This window comes from Comamonas sp. DB36 (genome assembly GCF_057914905.1).
Genome location: NZ_CP196631.1, coordinates 2,620,975 through 2,643,029, shown reverse-complemented (window position 1 = coordinate 2,643,029; position 22,055 = coordinate 2,620,975). Strand labels below are relative to the sequence as shown.

Below are 22,055 nucleotides of genomic sequence, written 5' to 3'. Positions count from 1 at the left end.
AATTCCCAAGGATATTCCATGACTTCCGCAGTGATTGTTTCCACCGCCCGCACCCCTCTGGCCAAGAGCTGGAAAGGTGCGTTCAACATGACCCACGGCGCGACGCTGGGCGGCCATGCCGTGAAGCACGCCGTGCAGCGCGCCGGCATCGACGCCGCCGCCGTCGACGACGTGATCATGGGCTGCGCCACGCCCGAAGGCGCGACCGGCGCCAACATCGCGCGCCAGATCGCGCTGGCCGCGGGCCTGCCCGTGACCACCTCGGGCATGACCATAAACCGTTTCTGCTCCTCGGGCCTGCAGACCATTGCCACGGCGGCCCAGCGCATCATCGCCGGCGAAGGCGATGTCTATGTGGCCGGCGGCGTGGAATCCATCTCCTGCGTGCAGCAGGAAATGAACCAGCACATGCTGCAGGATCCGGCGCTGCTGCGCAGCAAACCAGAGATCTACTGGAGCATGCTGCAGACCGCCGAAACCGTGGCCCAGCGCTATGGCATTGGCCGCGACGCGATGGACGAGTACGGCGCGGGCAGCCAGCAAAAAGCCTGCGCCGCCCAGGCCGCTGGCCTGTTTGACGCGGAGATCGCGCCCATCACCGTGACGGCCGGCGTGGTCGACAAGGTGCGCGGCCTGATCACGCGCGAAGTCACCGTCGCCAGGGACGAAGGCACGCGCGAAGGCACGACCAAGGAAGGCATCAGCGGACTGCGCAGCGCCTTGCCCGGTGGCCTGATCACGGCCGGCAATGCGAGCCAGTTCTCCGACGGCGCGGGCGCCTGCGTCGTTGTCAGCGAAGACTATGCGGGCCGCAACGGCCTCCAGCCCCTGGGCCGCTTCCTGGGCTTTGCGGTCGCGGGCTGCGAGCCCGATGAAATGGGCATTGGCCCGGTGTTTGCCGTGCCCAAGGTGCTCAAGAAGCTGGGCCTCACGGTGCAGGACATCGACCTGTGGGAACTCAACGAGGCGTTTGCCGTGCAGGTGCTCTATTGCCGCGACAAGCTGGGCATTCCGGCCGAGCGCCTGAACGTCAACGGCGGCGCGATCGCGCTGGGCCACCCCTATGGCGTCTCGGGCCAGCGCCTCACGGGCCATGCGCTGATCGAAGGCAAGCGCCGCGGCGCCAAGCGGGTCTGCGTGACGATGTGCATCGGCGGCGGCATGGGCGCGGCCGGTATTTTCGAAGTGCTGTAAGCGCGGATAGTGCTTGCATCGCCCTGGATCTATCGAAGTTCACCCTTCGACGGGCTCAGGGCGAACGGGTCAGGGCCGCTTGTTGCGGCCCGATTTGTTTCTATGAGCGAGGAGTGGACCATGGGCTTGCGCGCTACGCTGGATTTTCTGTTGTATGACTGGCTGGAAGTGACGACGCTGAGCGCGCGCACGCGCTTTGCCGACCATTCGCGCGAGACGTTCGACGCGGTGCTCGACACCTGCGAGCGCATTGCGCGCGACAAGTACGCGCCGTTCAACCGCACCGTCGATACCGAGGAGCCGCGCTTTGACGGCGAGAAGGTGATACTGCCGGCGTGCACGCATGCGGCGCGCCTGGCCTATGCCGAGTCGGGCATGCTCAGCGCGGCCCAGGATTACGAGATCGGCGGCATGCAGCTGCCGTACACGCTGGAATCCGCGGCCAACAGCTTCTTTGCCGCTGCTTCCGTCAGCATTGGCTCGAACATGCTGACTTCGGGCAATGCCAGCGCGCTGATGGTGCATGGCAGCGCGCTGCAAAAAGAGGTCTTTGCGCTCAATGAATTCAACGGCCGCTGGGCCGGCACCATGTGCCTGTCGGAGCCGCAGGCGGGCTCGTCGCTGTCGGATATTTCCACCCGCGCCACGCCCGACGGCGAAGGCGCGCAGGACGATCCGCTGGGCCCGCGCTTTCGCCTCAAGGGCAACAAGATGTGGATTTCGGCGGGCGACCATGAGCTCACCGAGAACATCGTGCATCTGGTGCTGGCCAAGATTCCCGGCCCCGACGGCCAGCTGCCGCCGGGCGTCAAGGGCATCTCGCTGTTCATCGTGCCCAAGAAGCTGGTCGATACCGAAGGCGCGCTGACCGGCGAGCGCAACGATGTCGCGCTTGCGGGCCTGAACCACAAGCTAGGCTGGCGCGGCACGACCAATACGCTGCTCAATTTCGGCGAAGGCAAATACCCGGTGCGCGGCGCGGCCGGCGCCATCGGCTATCTGGTGGGCGAGCCCGGCAAGGGCCTGCAGTGCATGTTCCACATGATGAACGAGGCGCGCATTTCCATAGGCATGGCTGCGACCATGCTGGGCCTGGCGGGCTATTACGCGAGTCTCGACTATGCGCAGAATCGTCCCCAGGGCCGGCCCATGGGCGCGGGCGGCAAGGACGCAACCCGGCCCCAGGTGCGCATCATCGAGCACGCCGATGTGAAGCGCATGCTGCTGGCGCAGAAGTCCTATGGCGAAGGCGCGCTGGCGCTGAACCTCTACTGCGCGCGACTGGTCGACGAGCAGCATACGGCCGCGCCGCAGGCCGCTGACGAAGCGCGGCTGCTGCTCGAAGTGCTGACGCCGATTGCCAAGAGCTGGCCCAGCGAATTCTGCCTGGAAGCGAATTCGCTGGCGATACAGATCCACGGCGGCTATGGCTATACGCGCGACTTCCAGGTGGAACAGTACTGGCGCGACAACCGCCTCAACATGATCCACGAAGGCACGCACGGCATCCAGGCCGCGGACCTGCTGGGCCGCAAGGTGCGCATGGACAGCGGCCGCGGCCTGCAGCTGCTGACGGCACGCATCGAGGCCAGCATAGCCGCGGCGCGCGCGCTGCCTGAACTCGTGGAGTTCGCCGACGATCTGACGGCCGCGCTGCAGCAGGCGCTGGCCGCGACCGAAGCCGCCTGGGCCACGGGCGATCCTGCCCAGGCTCTGGCCAATGCCGTGCCCTATATGCAGGCGCTGGGCCATGTGGTGCTGGCGTGGATGTGGCTGGACGTGGCGCGCGCATCGCTGCGCGCCGACGCGCAATCCGCCGCCAACATCGGTCGGCGCGCGGCCGCGCGCTACTTCTTGCGCTACGAGCTGCCGCGCATAAGTGCCTGGCTCGCCGTGGTGCGCACGCGCGACATGACTTGCGCCGAAATGGACGAAGCCGGGTTCTAGCGCCTGGCGGCGCGTTCTTCAGCTTCGCATCATTTTTCTGCGTTAGGGTTGGGGGCATGCGCATACTCCTGATCGAAGACGACCCCTCGCTGGGCAGTTCCCTGCAGTCCTGGCTGCAGCTTGATGGCTACGCTGTCGACTGGCTGCAGCGCGGCGACCAGGCCGCGGCCGCCCTGGCCACGCACGACTACCAATGCGTGCTGCTGGACCGCGGCCTGCCGGGCCTGGACGGCGACGGCGTGTTGAAGGCACTGCGCGCCGCGGGTGCGCCGCGCGCCCAGTTGCCGGTGATCGTGATCACCGCGCGCGATACGCTCGCCGACCGCGTGCAGGGGCTGGACCTGGGCGCGGACGACTATCTGGTCAAGCCTTTTGACCTCGAGGAGCTGTCGGCGCGCGTGCGTGCGGCGCTGCGCCGCGGCACGCCGCAGCCGGCGCCCGAGCTGCGCCATGGCGCGGTGGCGCTGGACCCTGCGGCCAAGCGCGCGACACTCGACGGCGTGCCGGTCACGCTGACTGCGCGCGAGTTCGCGCTGCTGCAGGCGCTGATGCGCTATCCCACCCATATCCTGAGCCGCGCCCAGCTCGAGGAAGCCCTCTATGGCTGGGGCGAGGAAGTCGAGAGCAATGCGATCGAGGCCCATGTCTACAACCTGCGCAAGAAGCTCGGCACGCGCTTCATCGTCACCGTGCGCAACCAGGGCTATGGGCTGGCACCGGCATGAATCTCTTTCCATGGAAGAACTGGAAGGCCGCGCAGCAGACGCGACACGCGCACTGGTCGCTGCGCCGGCGCCTGCTGCTGATGGTGATGGGCACCAGCATCGCGCTGTGGCTGGTGAGCCTGGCGATCGTCATCAGCGTGGCCTGGTTCGCGACCAGCGAAGTGTTCGACGAGGCGCTGGAAGAGGGCGCGCGCCTGGTGCTGCAGCTGGGCTCGGAAAGCGATGCGGCCGCGAACCCGCGCCGCGAGCTGAGCGACGGCCGTGGCGAAGCGATGAAGCTGCGCATGTACTACCAGATCGTCGCGCCCGACGGCCGCGTGCTGCTGCGTGCCGAAGACACGCCCCGGTCCGCGTTCGTGCCGCGCGTCGAAAGCCGCAAGAGCTATGCAAATGTATGGGTCGACAACGAGCTCTGGCGCGTGCATGTGCGTCGCGCGCCGGACGGCAGCAGCGCCCAGGTGGGCCAGCCCATGGAGGAGCGCCTCGAACTGCTGGGCGACATGGCGGAGAACCTCGCCTGGCCGGCGCTGGCGCTGCTGGTGCTGCTGGGCCTGGTGAGCTGGAGGCAGATCCGTCGCCTGCTGCGCCCTCTCGAGGACACTGCAATGCGCATTGCCGCGCAGTCGCCGCAGGACCTGTCGCCGATTGCCGTGCCCAACCCGCCGCGCGAACTGCAGACGATTCTGGACGCGCTCAACGCGCTGCTGACCAGGTTGGGCGTGGCGCTCGACAGCGAGCGCCGCTTCACCAACGATGCGGCGCATGAGCTGCGCACGCCGTTGGCCGCATTGCGCATGCGCGTGCAGCTGATCGAGCGCGAGCTGCAACTGCCCGACGCTCATCTGCAGCAGCTGCGTGCCGACCTCGACCGCTGCACGGGCCTGATAGAAAGCCTGCTGGCGCTCGCGCGCCTGGATCCGCAGGCCGAGCCGCTGCAGCGCGAGGCCGTGGCGCTGGATGCGCTGATCGACGCGCTGGACTTCGCGCCCGCACATGCCAGGAACATGCGCGTGCAGCGCGCCCTCGACGTCACGCATCTGCAGGCCACGCCCACGCTGATCGCCAGCGCGCTGCGCAATCTGCTGGACAACGCGGTGCGCTACGGCAGCGATGGCGGGCGGGTGCGCATCGAGGCCCAGCGCTTGCCCGGCGGCGGCGTGCGCCTCGCAGTGCGTGACGACGGCCCGGGCGTGCCGCTGGAGCAGCGCGCTCGCCTGGGCGAACGCTTTTTCCGCGTGTTGGGCACGGGCCAGCCGGGCAATGGGCTGGGCCTGTCGATCGTGGCGCGCATCGCAGCCCTGCATGGCGCGACGCTGCGCTTCGAAGAAGGGCTTGACGGGCGCGGCCTGGGCGTGGTGCTCGATTTTCCCGCGGGTTGAGCGGCGCGCATCAGATTGCCTTCAGTTTCGCTGTGTCCAATGGATTCATGCCGCACAGAAAGCGGATTCATTGACCCAACTGAAGGAGCATCACCATGCGCATCATCGTTTCCACACTGACTCTTGCTTGCCTGCTGGCCTTCGGCGCTACGGTTGCCACGGCCCAGCCCGCGGCCTATACCGGCCCGAGCAATGCGACGGCTGCCGCCGCTGGCGGCTACACCGGCCCGAGCAATGTGCCGCTGATGACCGTCAAGCAACTGCTCGACACGGGCCGCGACGACCAGCACGCCCGCCTGCAGGGCCAGATCGTCTCGCATGACGGCGGTGAGCACTACACGTTCGCGGATGCCACGGGGCGCATACGCGTGGAGATCGACGACAAGGACTTTCCCGCAGGCCAGTCCGTGAGCGCCGAGCAGCGCGTGGAACTGCTGGGCGAATTCGACAAGGGCCTGCGCAAGACCGAATTCGAAGTCGATCGCCTGACGGTGCTGCGCTGATCCGCAGGTCTGCGGCAGATGTGGAAGACACTGCGCCTGACGCTGGCCGGCGCCCGCCTGCGCGCTCATGTTGCGCAGCCGGCGCCGTGCCGGGAAACCGACGCCGGCGCGGCGCTGGTGCGCGCTGCGGCGCAAGGCAACCTGGACCGGGTCCAGGCCTTGCTGCGCGCCGGCGCGGACATCGAGGCCAGGAACGCCCAGGGCCGGACCGCGCTGATGTTGGCCGCGCAGGGCGGGCACACGGCCGTGGTGCAGGCCTTGTCGACGGCGGGCGCGGACATCGATGGCCGGGATGCGCGCAACTGGTCGGCGCTGATGATTGCCGCGCAAGAAGGGCAACTGAGCGTGGTGCGCGCGCTGGCGCGCGCCAATGCCAGGGCTGCTGGATGAAGGCCGGCGCGCTTCAGCCCATGCGCCGGCGCAGCCAGGCACTGGCCTGATCGACGCCTATCGACAGCGCCAGCATGGCGACGATCACGGTCGCGGCCTGTGAATAGTGGAACAGCGACAGCTCGAAGTACAGCAGTTGCCCCAGGCCGCCCGCGCCGACAAAGCCCAGTATGGCGGCCATGCGGATGTTCATTTCCCAGCGGTACAGCGTATAGGCGATCAGCTGCGGTCCGGCGCCGGGCAGCGTGCCGTACAGAAACGCCAGGCCTTGGCCCGCGCCGCTGAGCGCCAGCGCCGAAGCGGGCGCGCGTGGCGCGTTGTCCAGCGCCTGCGCGTACAGCCGGCCCAGCACGCCGCTGGTGTGCAGCGCCAGCGCCAGCGCGCCCGCAAACGGGCCCAGGCCCACGGCCAGCGCGGTGATCGTGGCCCAGACCAGCTCTGGCACCGAGCGCAGCAGATTGAGCAGCAGGTGGCTCAGGGGCCGCAGCGGCGCAAGCGCCAGCACCAAACCCAGCACCGCGGCCAGCAGCGTGCCGACCACGGAAATCGCCAGCGTCTCCCAGGTGCCCACGGCCACGCGGCGCAGCCACTCGGCGCTCAGGTCCATGGGAAAGAAGCTGGCGACGAACTGGCCCATGGAGGCCGCCGATTCGTGTGAAAACAGCGCCGGCAGATCCATGTCGAGCAGGCGAAAGCTCGCCCAGACGGCAAGCGCCAGCGCCACGGCCGCGGCGCCGCTGCGCCAGCCCCAGGGCGAAGGCTGCGCGGTCGGCGCGGCATCGAGCGCGCGGCGCAGCGCATTGGACAGCGCGTCGGCCGCAAACACCAGCAGCAGGAAAGTGAGCAGGATGCTCGCGGCTTCACCGCCGTTGAGCATCTTCATCGACTGGTCCATGAGCTGGCCCAGGCCGCCGGCGCCGACAAAGCCCATCACCACCGACGCGCGTATCGCGCATTCCCAGCGGTAGACGGTGTACGAGACCAGCTCCTTCGCGGCCTGCGGCACCAGACCGTACAGAATCGCCAGCGGCCGGCGCGCGCCGCTGTGGCGCAGCGCGCGCGCGGGCGCGGGATCGGTCGATTCGAGAATCTCGGCGTAGACCTTGGCCAGCATGCCGCCATAGGTCAGTCCCAGCGCCAGCACGCCTGCGGCCGGGCCCAGGCCGAAGACGCGCACGAACACCAGCGCCCAGACCAGTTCGGGAATGCCGCGCAGCACGGTGAGCAGGCTGCGCGCCAGCGGATTGAGCGTGGGCCGGTCGCGGCCCGCGGCGCTGACCAGATAGGCCAGCGGAACGGCAAGCAGACAGGCCAGCATCATGCCGGCGGTGGCAATCGCCAGCGTCTGCAGCGTCGCCTGGCCCAGGTAGCCGAGGAATTCGCTGCCGGTCGCGGGCGGCAGGAAAGCGGCCAGGAAGTTGCCGATCACCGTCAGGTTGCCGGCCTCGAACAGAGCCCCGGGCCGCACCTGCGCGGCCTCGAACAGCGGCCAGAGAATGCACAGCGCGAGCAGCGCATGCGCCAGGCGCGCGCGGCTCGCGGGGTCGCGCTGCGCGGGTTTCAGCGGCATGCGTTCATGGGCACCGCGGCCGCGCGCGCCGGCAGCAGCGTGGGAAGCTGCTGGCCTTCGCCCGCATACAGCGCCTGCAACTGCGCTTCGCTGACCTGGTCTGCCGGCAGATCAAAGGCAATGCGTCCGGCCTTGATGCCCACGATGCGCGCAAAGCAGCCCAGCGCGAGATCGACGGCGTGCAGGCTGGCAACCAGGGTCGCGCCGCGCTGCGCGGCGTCCGCCACCAGTAATCGCACGGTGGCCAGCGCCAGCGCCGGGTCCAGCGCCGATACCGGTTCGTCGGCCAGCACCAGCGCGGCCTGCTGGTACAGCACGCGCGCAATGCCCGCGCGCTGCAGCTGGCCGCCCGACAGCTGATCGCAGCGCGCGAACAGCTTGTCTTCGAGTTCCACGCGGGCCAGCGCGGCGCGCGCACCCGCAATGTCCGCGGGGTAGGCCAGCGAGGCCAGCGATTTCCAGGCCGGCCATTGGCCCAGACGTCCCGCGAGCACGCTGGTGACCACGCGCTGGCGTCCCGGCAAGGGCGGGGCCTGGTGCACGGTGCCTATGCGCGCGCGCAAGTGCCGCAACGCGCGCGCGTGCAGCGCCGACAATTCGCTGTCGAGCACGCGCACCGCGCCCTGCAGGCCGGGCTGGCCGGACCAGGCCGTGCCCAGCACCGAAAGCAGCGACGTCTTGCCCGCACCCGAAGGGCCGATCAGAGCAATGTTTTCACCCTGGCGCGCCGCAAGGCGGATATCGGCCAGCGCGACCGTGCCATTGGCGTGGGCTAGGCCCAGGCCCTGCAACTCGAAGCCCATGCGCGGCGCGGCTTACTTCAGCAATCCGGCCGACTTGGCCGCATCTTCTATGCCCACATAGTTCTTGGCTTCGGTCGGAATGAACTTGGCCGCGCGCTGCAGGGCCAGGATTTCCTTGTGCTCGGGCTTGGCGGGGTCGAGCTGCAGGAAGGCCTGGGTCAGCTTCTTGACGAGCGCGGGATCGAGGTCGCCGCGCACCGTCCAGTTGTAGTCGAAATAGGGCGGGGTGGTGGCAAACACGCGCACCTTGCTGGTGTCGACTTTCTTTTCCTCGACCAGCTTGTCCCAGACGGAAGCGTTGAGCACGCCGGCCTCGGCGCGGCCCGCGGCAACAAAGGCCACCGTGGCGTCATGCGCGCCCGAAAACGCGACGTTCTTGAAATCCTTTTCGGGGTTCAGCCCGGCCTGCTGCAGAAAAAAGCGCGGCATCAGGCTGCCCGAAGTGGACGAGGGCGCGCCAAACGCAAAACTCTTGCCCTTGAGGTCGGAAAATTCCTTGACCTGGGGATTGGCCGTGATGAACTTGGACGTGAAGCGCGCGTCTTCCTCGCGCTGAACGATGGGAATGGCCGTGCCGTTGGTGCGGATCTTGGCCTGCACGAACGTGAAGCCGCCCAGCCAGGCCAGATCGAGCTTGCGCGTGGCCAGCGATTCGACCACGGTGGCGTAATCGGTCACGGGCGTGAAGACCACCTTCATGCCGGTCTGCGCTTCGAGATATTTGCCCAGCGGCGCGAACTTGCGCTGCAGCTCGGTCGGCGCTTCGTCGGGAATCGCCGACACCCGCAGCACGTTGTCCGCGGCCAGCGCCGGCAGCGCGGACAGCGAAGAGAGAGCCAGGGCGCAGGACAACGCCTTGAGCGCGAGACGACGTGCAGAGGTAGGACGCATGGAGGTTCCGTTTGGGTTGAGATCGCCGCTGCGCGCGTGTTGCGCGGCAGCCCGATCTGGCGCCGGCATGCGGGCGGTCACCCGCCCTGTGCTGGCGTCCGGCCGATTGTAGTGACCGCGGCCCCTGCGGGCTGGGCAGGCCTTGCTTGCCGCAGGAAGTCGCAAGGGTACCCGGTTGCCTGCGCTTGAGGCCGCGCTGCGCTCAGCTGAAACGCACTTCGAAGAAGCTGCTTTCGCCATCGCCCAGACCCTGCATGCCGGCCTGCACGGCGGCGTTGGCGGCCTTGGTCCAGCGCGCGAACGTGGCCTTGGCTTCGTCGGTGATTTCCTCCGGCGGAGTGTCTTCGAGGCCCAGCACGCATTCGAGCGCCAGCGCCACCTGCTCGGCCCCGCCCAGCTGGCGCTCCATCACGCGCGCATAGCGCGCTTCTGCCCGCGCGCGTTCGTGCTCGGGCAGGCTGGGGTAATCGCACAAAGAAACGGTGTAGAAAGTTTCAACAGTGTCCATGATGGGTCAGATGTGAGTAGTTGACTGTGAAAATGTACAGTAAATTCTGTTTATCCACTGTTGTTTTTCACAGGTTTTTTCTGACCGCTTGCGCGGCGCGCGCAATCAAGGCGCGGGCAATGGGCGAACCAGACGTACCAGCAGTGTGTTGCCGCGTCCCATCTCGCCGCTGGCCTTGCCCGTGGCCCAGTCCACTGCCCAGGCCTGCTGCGCCGAAAGCCGGCTTTTGCCGGGCCCGGTCTGCTCGTAGCTGTACTGGTTGACGGGCGCGGCATTGACCGCGGCCGTGCCGGTCCAATGCCAGTCGCCGGGAACGGCCGGCAGCAGCGCGGCGTGCTCGCCTGCCAGCGCTGCGTTCTGGCGCAGGCGCTGCAGCTCCTTGGCGCGCGGCAGACGCCAGCGCAGGCCGTCCTCCCGGTGTTTCGACTGCGCAAGTTTCTGCGCCTGGCCGAAGCTCAGGCGCTCGGGCATGCCTTCGCAGCGCTGATTGCGCCACTCCATGCCTTGCAGGCAGCGCGGCCAGGCCAGGCGCGCGCGCAGGTCCCGCACTTCGCTGCCATCGTCCGAAAGCTGTAGCTGCGCGGATGCGGCGGTGGCGCCGGTCTGGGCACGCAACTGCGGGCTGGAAAGCGCCGTCAGCGCGGCCAGCAGACAAAGGGGACGACACCAGAAAGAAAGGGCAGGCGGCATGGGATGTTCCGTGGAGCGATGACAGTCTGTATTGTGACCCGCGCGCGCTGCTGGCGATGCCTTGCTTGCTCGATGAAGATGCCATTGCGCGCTGGCGCGGGGCGTATTCTCCCGGGGTAAACCATGAGCCACTACCATGGCCAACGGGCGCGGCCGCGGGCCGCCATGGAGCCAGCCAGGAAAGCGCAATGCAAGAGTCCGTCGAGAAACCGCCAACGATCACCGAAAGAACGCCACCTTTGACCAGCCATGATGCCGTCGACGGCCTGCCTGCGGGGCGGCGCGGCAGCGCCATGCTGGTCATCCTGCTGGGGCTGACGGTGGTGGTGCTCGACAGCAGCCTGCTCAACCTGGCGCTGCCCGCGATCGCGCGTGCGTTCCAGGCCGATGCGCCGCACACCATCTGGGTAGTCAATGCCTACCAGATCGCGACGCTGGTGATGTTGCTGCCGCTCGCGGCCGTGGGTGAGCGCATCGGCTACCGCAGCGTCTATCTGTGGGGCATGGCGCTGTTCGCGCTGGCGTCGCTGGGCGCGATCTTCGCGCCGTCGCTCGGCGCGCTGATCGCGGCGCGCGCGCTCCAAGGCCTGGGCGCTGCGGGCGTGCTGAGCGTGAACGCTGCCCTGGTGCGTTTCATTTTCCCGCGCGCGCAGCTGGGGCGCGGGCTGGCGCTCAACTCGGCCGTGGTGGCCAGCGCTTCGGTGGCCGGCCCGACGGTGGCCGCGGCCATCCTGTCCGCGGGCTCCTGGCCCTGGCTGCTCGCGCCCAATGTGCCGCTGGGCCTGCTGACGCTGTGGCTGGGGCGCAAGTCCTTGCCCGAGACGCCGCGCGTGGCCAGCGCCAACGGTGAGCGCGCGTTCTCCGCGCTGGACCTGGTACTCAACATGGCGATGTTTGCGCTGGTGTTTCTTGGCGCCGACGCATTGGGCGTGGCGCGCAAGGACCAGCCCGGTTCGATGCTGGTGGGCGGACTGATGCTGGGCACGGGCCTGCTGATAGGCGCCTGGCATCTGGTGCGCCAGAGCCGCAAGCCGCGACCGCTGTTTCCCGTGGACCTGTTTCGCATTCCGGTGTTCGCGCTGTCCATGGCCTCTTCGGTCAACGCCTTCTGTGCGCAGACGCTGGCGTTTCTGTCCCTGCCTTTCCTGCTGCTCGAGACTTATGGCCGCAGCGCACTGCAGGCCGGCCTGCTGCTCACCGCCTGGCCGCTGGCCATAGTCACCGTCGCGCCGCTGGCCGGCTGGCTGATAGGCCGCTATCCCGACGGGCTGCTGGGTGGCCTGGGCATGGCGGTGTTCGCCAGCGGACTGTGGCTGCTCGCGCTGCTGCCGGCGCAGCCGTCGGACCTTGACGTTATCTGGCGCATGGCGCTGTGCGGCGCGGGCTTTGCGCTGTTCCAGTCGCCGAACAACCATACGATAGTGCGTTCCACGCCGGTGCTGCGCAGCGGCGCGGGCAGCGCGATGCTGGGCACGGCGCGGCTCACGGGCCAGACCATGGGTGCGGTCATTCTCGCCGCGCTGTTCGCGCTGTGGCCAGGCCATGGCGGCATGGCCGAAACCGTGGCGCTGGTCGGCGCGGGGGGCTTCGCGGCGCTGGCCGGCATCTGCAGCAGCCTGCGCATTCGCCAGCCGCGCGCCTGAATGCGGCGCGCCGCGCGCGCGACACGCTGGCGACACAGGCCGCGCGGGCGCCAACGCACAATGCTCCAGCGGCCTGTGCGGCCAGCGAATTCCCACCATCAAGGAGACAGCGAGATGACGCGTAAGGTGCAACAACTGTTTGATCTCAGCGGCAAGACGGCCCTGGTGACCGGAGGCTCGCGGGGGCTGGGCCTGCAGATGGCGCAGGCGCTGGGCGAAGCCGGTGCGAAGATCGTGCTGAGCTCGCGCAAGGCGGCCGACCTCGAGGAAGCCGTCGCCGTGCTGCAGGCCGATGGCATCGATGCGCGCTGGATCGCGGCCGACTGCGCGCGCGAGGAAGACATCCTGCGCCTGGTCGACGAAACGCTGCAGCGCGTGGGCGATGTCGACATCCTGGTCAACAACGCCGGCGCGAGCTGGGGCGCGGCCGCAGAGGACCACCCGACCGCGGCCTGGGACAAGGTGATGAACCTCAACGTGCGCGGCTACTTTCTGCTCAGTCGCGAGATCGCCAAGCGCAGCATGATCGCGCGCCGCACGGGGCGCATCATCAATATCGCGTCGATCGCGGGCCTGGCCGGCAATCCCATCGAAATGAAGACCATCGCCTACAACACGTCCAAGGGCGCGGTGATCAACTTCACGCGTGCGCTGGCCGCGGAGTGGGGCGTGCACGGCATCAACGTCAACGCGATCTGCCCGGGCTTCTTCAAGACCAAGATGGCCACGGTGCTGATCGAGACGTTGGGCGAGGAAAAGATGGCCAGCCATGCGCCGCTGCGCCGCCTGGGCGACGACGAGGACCTCAAGGGCATCACGCTGCTCTATGCCTCGGATGCGGGAAAGCACATCACCGGCCAGTGGATGGCGGTCGACGGCGGCGTGAGCGTGGTGACCGGCGGCTAGCGCCTCGCACAGGGCATTTCTGCCCTGACAATAGCGCTGCCGTGGCGCGCTCAGCGCCCGGCCCCTGGCGGGCGGGTGATGCCCCGTATCAAGAAAGGCCGATCCGGTGTTGAGTTTTGAAGCAGATATTCCTTTTGTGACCGAGCTGGGCTTCACGCTGCACAAGCGTGCCGGCGGCGAGTCGGAGCTGCATTACACGCCGCGTCCCGAGCACCTGAATTCGTTCGGCGTGACCCATGGCGGCGCGCTGATGGCGCTGCTGGACGTGACGCTGGCCCAGGCCGCCAGCAGCGTGGCGCCCAACACCGGCGGCGTGACGATTGAAATGAAGACGTCCTTCATGCTGCCTGCGCGCGGCGCGCTGGTCGCCAAGGGACAGCTGCTGCACAAGACGCATGGCGGCATGGCCTATGTCGAAGGCGCAGTCTACGACGCCGAAGGCCTGATGTGCTGCAAGGCCTCGGGCACGTTCAAGCTCAAGCACCGCGAACCGGTCAAGGCCGGCTGAGCCGGCCTGCGCTCGCTGCGTTGCGCCCGGCTTTCGATGGTATTGCAATGATTACAAGGAGACAGTTCATGACCCAGAATCAGCAAATTCTTCTCGACAACCGCCCCCAGGGTGAAGCCGTGGAAAGCAACTTCAGGCTGGTGCGCACCGAAGTGCCCGCGCTGCGCGATGGCGAGGTGCTGGTACGCCACCACTATTTGAGCCTTGACCCCTACATGCGCGGGCGCATGAACGACAGCAAGAGCTACGCCGCGAGCCAGCCGCTGGGCGAAGTCATGATAGGCGGCACGGTGGGCGAGGTCGTCGAGAGCCGCAATCCCAAGTTTGCGGCCGGCGACCAGGTCGTGGGCATGGGCGGCTGGCAGGAATACAGCGTGGTCGACGGCAACGCTCCCGGCATGCTGCGCAAGGTCGACACCACCCATGTGCCGCTGTCGCACTATCTGGGCGCAGTCGGCATGCCCGGCGTGACCGCCTATTACGGACTCGTGAAGATCATTGCGCCCAAGGCCGGCGAGACCGTCGTGGTCAGCGCCGCCACGGGGGCTGTGGGCAGCGCGTTCGCGGCGCTGGCCAAGGCGCGCGGCTGTCGCGTGGTGGGCATTGCGGGCGGTCCCGAGAAATGCCGATATGCGACCGAGGAACTGGGCTTTGACGCCTGCATCGACTACCGCGAGAACGCCGACGTCAAGGCGATGGCGCGCGCGCTCAAGGAAGCCTGCCCCGACGGCATAGACGGCTATTTCGAGAACGTCGGCGGCTACATTCTCGACGCCGTGCTGCTGCGCACCAATGCGTTTGCGCGCGTCGCGGTCTGCGGCATGATCGCCGGCTATGACGGCCAGCCGCTGCCGCTGCAGAACCCGGCGCTGATCCTGATCAACCGCCTGAAGGTCGAAGGATTCATCGTCAGCGAGCACATGGAAGTCTGGCCCGACGCGCTCAAGGAGCTGGGCACGCTGGTGGCCACGGGCAAGCTGCGCCCGCGCGAAACCGTGGCCCAGGGCCTGGCGGCCGCGCCCGCGGCCTTCCTGGGCCTGCTCAAGGGCAAGAACTTCGGCAAACAACTCGTCAAGCTGGTCTGAACGACTGAAAGGCCGCCATGATCAATGATTTTCAAGGCAAGACCGCGGTGCTGACCGGCGCGGGCTCGGGCTTCGGCCTGGAGTGCGCGCGCATAGGCGCGCGGCTGGGAATGAACCTGGTGCTGGTCGACGTGCAAAAGGAGGCGCTCGAAGCCGCTGCCGAGGAAATGCGCGCCGCGGGCGCGCAGGTGCTGACCCAGCGCGTGGATGTCTCCAACCGCATGCAGATGGAAGTGCTGGCGCGCAGCGTGCAGGAGCATTTCGGCGCGCCACATCTGGTGTTCAACAACGCCGGCGTGGGCGCGGGCGGCTTGGTCTGGGAGAACTCGGTCTCCGACTGGGAATGGGTGCTGGGCGTCAACGTCTGGGGCGTGATCCATGGCGTGCGCCTGTTCACGCCGATGATGCTTGAAGCCGCGCAGACGGACCCGGGCTACCGCGGCCATATCGTCAACACGGCCAGCATGGCCGGCCTGCTCACGCCGCCCAACATGGGCATCTACAACGTCAGCAAGCACGCGGTGGTGAGCCTGACCGAGACGCTGTACCAGGACCTGTCGCTGGTCACCGACCAGATCGGTGCGAGCCTGCTGTGCCCGTACTTCGTCGCCACGGGAATCAACCAGAGCGAGCGCAACCGTCCCGAAAACCGTCCGGCGGCGGAGCTGACCGCAAGCCAGAAAATAGGCCAGGCCATGACCGACAAGGCCGTGTCGTCGGGCAAGGTCTCGGCGGCCGAAGTCGCGCAGAAAGTGTTCGACGCCGTGGCCGCCAACCAGTTCTACATCTACAGCCATCCCCAGGCGCTGGGCGCGGTGCAGACCCGCATGGAAGACGTGGTGCAGGGTCGCAATCCCAGCGACCCGTTTGCGCACAAGCCGGAGCTGGGCGCGAGCCTGCGCGCCGCGCTGCGTGCGACGCCGGACTGAAGATCGCATCCCAGCCATCCAGGGCCGTTTCGACGGCCCTTTTCTTTGCCGCAATGCTTGCTTGGCGCCCCGGGGACTGCATCGGCGCAAGCGCAGGAACCGAGAAGGCCGGCGCCAGACCCGCGCCACGATCCCCGCCAGGCAAGCCACTGAAAAATCTGTAGCGTAGACGCTGAATTCGCCTTGCGCCAATGTAATGAGGGGTTACAGAGTGGCATCATTCCTGCTGCCGCAGAGAACTGCCCGACGTAGGCATCTCTGCCGGCAGCCGCGCGTTCAATGCCCTGTGCGCGCCGGCTTTACAAAAAGTAAATATTAGGCTTGCACAATGGTGCTCGCCTTTCAATTTCAAGATGCACCCCATGACGTCTGCCCTGTCTCTCTCGCTGCGTGCGCGCCTGCTGTCCCATTGGCCTTCCGATCGCCCCCTGGCGGCGCGGCAGCAGTTTTCGGCGTGGCGCATGGCGGCCGTGGCCGCGGCTGTGGTCGTCGTGACGGCAGGCTGCTCGCCCAAGGCCGCCGAGGCACCTGCGGCCAAGGTGCCGACCAAGGTGGGCGTAGTCACGCTCAAGGCGCAGAGCCAGCAGCTCGACGCCAGTCTGCCGGGGCGCACCCGTGCATCGCTCACGGCCGAAGTCCGCCCCCAGGTCTCGGGCATCGTGCAAAAGCGCCTGTTCACCGAAGGCGCGAGCGTCAAGGCCGGCCAGCCGCTCTACCAGATCGATTCCGCTTCGCTGCGCGCGACGCAGGCCAGCGCCGAGGCGGCGCTGGCCAAGGTGCGTGCGAGCCAGCGCACGCTGCAGGCGACGGCGGCACGCAATGCAGAACTCGTGAAGATCGATGCGATCAGCCGCCAGGCGAACGAGGAAAGCCAGGCCGCGGTGGCGCAATCGGCGGCCGATGTGGCCGCGGCCCAGGCCGCGCTGGAGAACGCGCGCATCAACCTGCGCTACAGCAGCATCCAGGCACCGATCAGCGGTCAGACCAGCCTGTCGACGGTCACCCCCGGCGCGCTGGTCACGGCCAATCAGGTCGATGCGCTGACGACCATCGTCCAGCTCGACCCTATGTATGTCGACTTCACGCAATCGAGCACCGAGCTGCTGCAGCTCAAGCGCGATATCCAGGATGGGCGTTTCGAGAAGCTCGAGCGCGATGCGCTGGCGATCCAACTGCGGCTTGAAGACGGCCGCCTCTATTCGCACAAGGGCAAGCTGCAATTTGCCGGCGTGATCGTGAACCCCAGCACCGGCGTGGTGACGCTGCGCGCGGTGGTGCCCAACCCCGAAGGCGTGCTGATGCCCGGCATGTATGTGCAGGCGCTGCTGCCCACGGGCGTGGCGCCCGAGGCCCTGCTGGTTCCCCAGCAGGCGGTGACGCGCGATATCGCCGGCAAGGCCAGCGTGCTGGTGGTCGACGCCGAGGCAAAGGTGCAGCGCCGGCCGATTGAAATCGACCGCGCCATCGGCAGCCGCTGGATGGTCACCTCGGGCCTGGCCGCCGGCGACAAGATCATTGTCGATGGCTTTCAGCGCATCAAGGTCGGCGACGCCGTCGAGCCCCAGGAAGTGGACCTGAACGCCAAGGCCAAGGCGGCGTCGGACCGCGCGGCGCAGGCGAACGGCAAGCCGCCGGCCGATGCCGCGCCAGCCAGCGCCGCGCCGGCCAGCGCCGCGCCGGCTCCCGCTCCTGCGGCCAAGCCCTGAGAGAGAGCCGCACACCATGGCACAGTTTTTCATCGACCGGCCCATTTTTGCCTGGGTCATTTCCATCGTCATCATGCTTGCGGGCGCGCTGTCGATCTCCACGCTGCCGCTGGAGCAGTACCCCGATATCGCGCCGCCGCGCGTGACCATCACCGCCACCTACACCGGCGCCTCGGCCGAAACCGTGGAGAACTCGGTCACGCAGCTGATCGAGCAGCAGCTCAAGGGTATCGACAACCTGCTGTACATGGACTCGGTCAGCGACCAGTCGGGCCGCTCGCGCACCACGCTCACCTTCAGCCCCGGCACCAACATCGACGTTGCCCAGGTGCAGGTGCAGAACAAGCTGCAGTCGGCAATGAATCGCCTGCCCGAGGCCGTCAAGAGCCGCGGGGTGTTCGTCAACAAGGGCGGCAATGACTATCTGACCACCTACAGCTTCACGTCGCCCGATCCAAACGTGAGCCAGGTCGATATCGGCGACTACCTGACCAGCAACGTGGTCGATGTGATCGGCCGCGTCGACGGCGTGGGCGACATCCAGATCTTCGGCACCGGCTATGCGATGCGCATCTGGCTGGACCCGGCCAAGCTGCAGAAATACGCGCTGATGCCGTCCGACGTCATCACGGCGCTCAACAACCAGAACGCCCAGGTCTCGGCGGGTCAACTGGGCGCCTTGCCGGCGGTCAATGACCAGCAACTCAATGCGACCATCACCGCGCGCACCAAGCTCAAGACCGTGCAGGAATTCGAAGCCATCCTGCTCAAGTCCTCGGCCGACGGCGCCGCCGTGTTGCTCAAGGACGTGGCGCGCGTGGAACTGGGCGCCGACAACCTGAGCATCACGTCGCGCCTGAACGGCCGCCCCGGCGCGGGCATGGGCATCGTGCTGGCCGACGGCGCCAACGCGACGGCGGTCTCCGAGGCCGTGAACGCCAAGCTGGCCGAAATGCAGCCGTTCTTTCCCAACGACCTCAAGCCTTTCATCAGCTCGGACTCGACGCCGTTCGTGCGCGCCTCCATCGAGGAAGTGGTCAAGGCCTTGTTCGAGGCCATGCTGCTGGTGGTCGTGGTGATGTTCCTGTTCCTGCAGAACCTGCGCGCCACGCTGATTCCGGCAATCGCCGTTCCGGTGGTGCTGCTGGGCACGTTCGGCGTGCTGTCGGTCGCGGGCTTCTCGATCAATACGCTGACCATGTTCGGCCTGGTGCTGGCCATCGGCCTGCTGGTCGATGACGCCATCGTGGTGGTGGAAAACGTCGAGCGCGTGATGAGCGAGGAGGGGCTGTCGCCCAAGGAGGCGACGCGCAAGTCGATGGCCGAAATCACGCCCGCGCTGGTGGGCATCACGCTGACGCTGTCGGCGGTGTTCATTCCCATGGCCTTCTTCGGCGGCTCCACGGGCGTGATCTACCGTCAGTTCTCCATCACCATCGTCTCGGCCATGGTGCTGTCGGTGTTTGTCGCGCTGACGCTCACGCCCGCGCTGTGCGCGACCTTGCTCAAGCCCGTGGCCAAGGGCCATGGCCACCATGACGGCGCGCCGCGCCCCGGCCTGCGCGGCGGCATCGACCGCTTCTTTGGCGCCTTCAACAAGGGCTTTGACTACAGCTCGCACAAGGCGCAGAGCACGGTGGGCAGGCTTCTTTCGCGCAGCAAGCGCATGGCGCTGGTGTTCCTGCTGATCTGCGCGGGCACGGCCTTCCTGTTCACCAAGCTGCCGACCTCGTTCCTGCCCGTGGAGGACCAGGGCTACATGCAGGTGCAGATCACGCTGCCTTCGGGCAGCACCAACGCGCGCCTGCAGGCGGTGATTGCCGAAGTGCAGCAGTATTTCGCCGCGCAGCCCGATGTCGTGAGCTTCAACTCCATCACCGGCCTGGGTGGCGACCAGGCGTCGGCGCGCGGCTTCGTGCGGCTCAAGAGCTGGGCCGAGCGCCCGGGCAAGGAGCAGACCGCCGACGCGATCGCGCGCAAGGCCACGCGCGACCTGCGCCGCCTGCGCGATGCGCGCATCTTCGTGATGCTGCCGCCCGCGGTGCGCGGCCTGGGCTCGAACGCCGGTTTCAACTTCCAGCTCAAGGACCTGAACGGCCTGGGCCACGAGGCGCTGGTGGCCGCGCGCGACAAGCTGCTGGCGCTGGCCCCGTCCGAGCCGACGATCCAGAACCTGCGCACCAACAACCTGGACGATACCTCCCAGCTGGGCGTGACCATCGACGACCGCAAGGCCGCGGCGCTGGGCGTGAGCACGGCCAACATCAACAGCGTGCTGTCCAGCGCCATGGGCGGAACCTACGTCAACGACTTCCTGAACAACGGCCGCGTCAAGCGTGTCTACGTGCAGGGCGACGCTCCCTACCGCATGCTGCCCCAGGACATAGGTCAATGGACGGTGCGCAACGACAAGGGCGAGATGGTGCCGTTCTCGGCGTTCTCCTCGACCAGCTGGACCTACGGCTCGCCGCAGCTGATGCGCTACAACGGCAGTCCCAGCTTCGAGTTCGTCGGCGACGCGGCGCCGGGCGTGAGCTCGGGCGCGGCCATGGATGCTATTGAAAAGATGATGGCGCAGATGCCGGTGGGCATTGGCTACGAATGGACCGGCGCTTCGTACCAGGAGCGGCTGTCGGGCGCGCAGGCGCCGCTGCTGTATGCGATCTCGGTGCTGTTCGTGTTCCTGTGCCTGGCCGCTCTCTATGAAAGCTGGACCGTGCCGCTGGCCGTGATCCTGGCCGTGCCGCTGGGCGTGGTGGGCGCGCTGCTGTTCACGGGCCTGCGCGGCATGCACAACGACGTCTATTTCCAGGTGGGGCTGTTGACCACGGTGGGGCTGGCGTCCAAGAACGCGATTCTGATCGTCGAGTTCGCGACCCAGCTGCAGGAGCAGGGCCGCAATCTGCGCGACGCCACGGTCGAGGCCGTGCGCCTGCGGCTGCGGCCCATTCTGATGACTTCGCTGGCGTTTGGCTTCGGCGTGCTGCCGCTGGCCATCGGTACCGGCGCGGGCGCGGGCGGACGCCAGGCCATCGGTACGGCCGTTCTCGGCGGCACGGTGTTTTCCACGGTGCTGGGGATTTTCTTCGTGCCGGTGTTTTTCCTGCTGGTGCGCAGCTGGTTTGCCTCGCGTCCCAAGGGCGCGGCGCCGGCCATCGATGCACACGACAGCGACGCAAAGGGCGTGGCATGACCATCCAATCCAAGAACGCATATCGACTCCACGGACTGGCCAGCGCCGCGGCATTGGCTGCCGCGGCGCTGACCGGCTGCATGAACCTCGCGCCTCAATACAGCACGCCCACGGGCATGGTCCCGGCGCAAGTCGGCACGGCTGCAACCCCCGTGCTGGCCTCGCCCGCGAGCCTCGATGCGGCCCAGGCCCTGGCCTGGGTGCAGTCGCCGGGCCTGCGTGAAGCACTGGCGCTGGCGCTGACCAACAACCGCGACCTGCGCGTGGCGCTGGCCAACATCGACAAGGCGCGCGCGCAGTACGGCGTCACCGAAGCCGATCTGCTGCCGAGCATCAACGCCAACGGCCAGGGCAATCGCAGCCGCACGGCGGCCGATTTGACGAGCTCCGGCCGTTCGGCCGTGGCCAGCCAGTACACCGCCCAGCTCGCAATGACGAGCTACGAGCTCGATCTGTGGGGCCGGGTGCGCAACCTCAACGAAGCTGCGTTGCAGGCTTTCCTGCAGTCGGGCGAGAACCAGCGCAATGTGCAGCTGACGCTGCTGGCCGACGTCGCCAATGCCTGGCTCACGCTGGCCGCCGACCAGGCGCGGCTCACGCTGGCCGAGCAGACGCTGGCCGCGCGCCGCCAATCGTTCGGGCTGACCCAGCGCATGTATGAACTGGGTTCGACCTCGGGCCTGGTGCTCGAACAGAACCGCACCACGGTCGATGCCGCGCGCGCCGACGTGGCCAGCTTTGCGAGCCAGGTGGTGCGCGACCGCAATCTGCTGCAGTTGCTGGTCGGCGGTCCGCTGCCCGAGACGGCCATGCCGGCGCCGCTGCAGCTGTCGGCGGCTACGTCCGCTGCCGCGCTGGCGCCTTTGCCGGTACCTTTGCCGTCGAGCGTGCTGCTCGCGCGCCCCGATGTGCGCGCCGCCGAGTACCAGCTGCGCGCGATGAATGCGAACATCGGCGCGGCGCGCGCCGCGCTGTTCCCGACCATCAGCCTCACGGCCTCGCTGGGCACGGGCAGCAACGAGCTGTCCGGCCTGTTCGGCAGCGGCAACAGCACCTGGAGCTTCGTGCCGCTGGTGCGCCTGCCCATCTTCGACGGCGGGCGCAACCGCGCGAACGTCGCCGTGGCCCAGGCCAATGAGCAGGTCGCGCTGGCGCAATATGAAAAAGCCGTGCAGACGGCCTTTCGCGAAACCGCCGATGCGCTTGCCGACCGCGCGCAGTGGGCCGAGCGGCTGTCCGCCCAGGCCTCGCTCGTGGCCTCGACGCAAAAGGCCTTCGATCTGTCCGAGGCGCGCTTCAAGTCGGGCGTGGACAACTATCTGGCCGTGCTCGACGCGCAGCGCAGCCTCTACGCCGCGCAGCAGACGCTGATCACGCTGCAGCTGCAGGAGCAGCTCAACCGCGTGACGCTGATCAAGGTGCTGGGCGGCGAGCCGGTGGCGGCCGTGGCTGCGGCGGCTGCACCGGTCAACCGCTGAAACGTTT

At 67.7% G+C, this 22,055-nt stretch carries 19 protein-coding genes; 14 read left to right on the top strand and 5 right to left on the bottom strand.

The features are described 5' to 3' along the window. Positions 1-18: 18 nt before the first annotated feature. From ACSVDO_RS12165 to ACSVDO_RS12140, 6 genes are all read left to right on the top strand, one after another. Positions 19-1,194, top strand: a complete 1,176-nt coding sequence (locus ACSVDO_RS12165) for an acetyl-CoA C-acyltransferase (protein WP_489592362.1) — start codon at positions 19-21, stop codon at positions 1,192-1,194. Positions 1,195-1,314: 120 nt separating this feature from the next. Further along, complete coding sequence (locus ACSVDO_RS12160; RefSeq protein ID WP_489592360.1) at positions 1,315-3,141, top strand: acyl-CoA dehydrogenase family protein; 1,827 nt, start codon at positions 1,315-1,317, stop codon at positions 3,139-3,141. 56 nt (positions 3,142-3,197) lie between these two features. After that, entirely contained in the window at positions 3,198-3,866 is a 669-nt protein-coding gene (locus ACSVDO_RS12155; RefSeq protein WP_332548321.1) for a response regulator transcription factor, read from the top strand. After that, the gene (locus ACSVDO_RS12150) at positions 3,863-5,245 is read left to right on the top strand and encodes an ATP-binding protein (protein WP_489592359.1); all 1,383 of its coding nucleotides are present in this window, start codon (positions 3,863-3,865) and stop codon (positions 5,243-5,245) included. Before ACSVDO_RS12155 ends, ACSVDO_RS12150 begins: the two co-directional genes overlap by 4 nt. Positions 5,246-5,340: 95 nt before the next feature. Continuing rightward, entirely contained in the window at positions 5,341-5,748 is a 408-nt protein-coding gene (locus ACSVDO_RS12145) for a YgiW/YdeI family stress tolerance OB fold protein (protein WP_489592357.1), read from the top strand. 18 nt (positions 5,749-5,766) lie between these two features. Continuing rightward, entirely contained in the window at positions 5,767-6,138 is a 372-nt protein-coding gene (locus tag ACSVDO_RS12140; protein WP_332536583.1) for an ankyrin repeat domain-containing protein, read from the top strand. A gap of 13 nt (positions 6,139-6,151) precedes the next feature. Here ACSVDO_RS12140 and ACSVDO_RS12135 read toward each other — a convergent pair whose 3' ends face one another. The 5 genes from ACSVDO_RS12135 to ACSVDO_RS12115 all read right to left on the bottom strand — a co-directional run bounded on the left by ACSVDO_RS12135 (position 6,152) and on the right by ACSVDO_RS12115 (position 10,600). Then, the gene (locus ACSVDO_RS12135) at positions 6,152-7,708 is read right to left on the bottom strand and encodes a PhnE/PtxC family ABC transporter permease (protein ID WP_489592355.1); all 1,557 of its coding nucleotides are present in this window, start codon (positions 7,706-7,708) and stop codon (positions 6,152-6,154) included. Beyond that, positions 7,699-8,511: a phosphonate ABC transporter ATP-binding protein gene (locus tag ACSVDO_RS12130; protein WP_332548323.1), complete on the bottom strand. Its 813-nt coding sequence runs from the start codon at positions 8,509-8,511 to the stop codon at positions 7,699-7,701. The genes ACSVDO_RS12135 and ACSVDO_RS12130 overlap by 10 nt, the downstream gene beginning before the upstream one ends. A 12-nt stretch (positions 8,512-8,523) precedes the next feature. Continuing rightward, the gene (locus ACSVDO_RS12125; protein ID WP_489592353.1) at positions 8,524-9,402 is read right to left on the bottom strand and encodes a putative selenate ABC transporter substrate-binding protein; all 879 of its coding nucleotides are present in this window, start codon (positions 9,400-9,402) and stop codon (positions 8,524-8,526) included. Positions 9,403-9,604: 202 nt separating this feature from the next. Next, entirely contained in the window at positions 9,605-9,910 is a 306-nt protein-coding gene (locus ACSVDO_RS12120; protein WP_332536591.1) for a hypothetical protein, read from the bottom strand. 105 nt (positions 9,911-10,015) lie between these two features. Beyond that, a complete protein-coding gene (locus tag ACSVDO_RS12115; RefSeq protein WP_489592351.1) occupies positions 10,016-10,600 on the bottom strand; it encodes an Lcl domain-containing protein in 585 nt (194 codons plus the stop codon). Positions 10,601-10,893: 293 nt separating this feature from the next. Here ACSVDO_RS12115 and ACSVDO_RS12110 point away from each other — a divergent pair, with 293 nt between their 5' ends. The 8 genes from ACSVDO_RS12110 (at position 10,894) to ACSVDO_RS12075 (ending at position 22,048) form a co-directional block, all read left to right on the top strand. Then, positions 10,894-12,243, top strand: a complete 1,350-nt coding sequence (locus ACSVDO_RS12110) for an MFS transporter (RefSeq protein ID WP_332536649.1) — start codon at positions 10,894-10,896, stop codon at positions 12,241-12,243. Between the two features lie 114 nt (positions 12,244-12,357). Then, positions 12,358-13,149: an SDR family oxidoreductase gene (locus ACSVDO_RS12105; protein WP_332536594.1), complete on the top strand. Its 792-nt coding sequence runs from the start codon at positions 12,358-12,360 to the stop codon at positions 13,147-13,149. 106 nt (positions 13,150-13,255) lie between these two features. Next, positions 13,256-13,657 carry a PaaI family thioesterase gene (locus ACSVDO_RS12100; protein ID WP_332536596.1) on the top strand — a complete coding sequence of 134 codons (402 nt, stop codon included), beginning with the start codon at positions 13,256-13,258 and terminating at the stop codon, positions 13,655-13,657. 68 nt (positions 13,658-13,725) lie between these two features. After that, the gene (locus ACSVDO_RS12095; protein ID WP_489592348.1) at positions 13,726-14,742 is read left to right on the top strand and encodes an NADP-dependent oxidoreductase; all 1,017 of its coding nucleotides are present in this window, start codon (positions 13,726-13,728) and stop codon (positions 14,740-14,742) included. Between the two features lie 17 nt (positions 14,743-14,759). Beyond that, positions 14,760-15,671, top strand: a complete 912-nt coding sequence (locus ACSVDO_RS12090; RefSeq protein WP_332536600.1) for an SDR family oxidoreductase — start codon at positions 14,760-14,762, stop codon at positions 15,669-15,671. Positions 15,672-16,033: 362 nt separating this feature from the next. Further along, on the top strand, positions 16,034-17,377 hold the full coding sequence (locus tag ACSVDO_RS12085) for an efflux RND transporter periplasmic adaptor subunit (RefSeq protein WP_489592346.1): 1,344 nt from the start codon (positions 16,034-16,036) through the stop codon (positions 17,375-17,377). A gap of 16 nt (positions 17,378-17,393) precedes the next feature. Further along, entirely contained in the window at positions 17,394-20,570 is a 3,177-nt protein-coding gene (locus ACSVDO_RS12080) for an efflux RND transporter permease subunit (protein ID WP_489592344.1), read from the top strand. Next, positions 20,567-22,048, top strand: a complete 1,482-nt coding sequence (locus tag ACSVDO_RS12075; RefSeq protein WP_489592342.1) for an efflux transporter outer membrane subunit — start codon at positions 20,567-20,569, stop codon at positions 22,046-22,048. The genes ACSVDO_RS12080 and ACSVDO_RS12075 overlap by 4 nt, the downstream gene beginning before the upstream one ends. Positions 22,049-22,055: the final 7 nt, after the last annotated feature.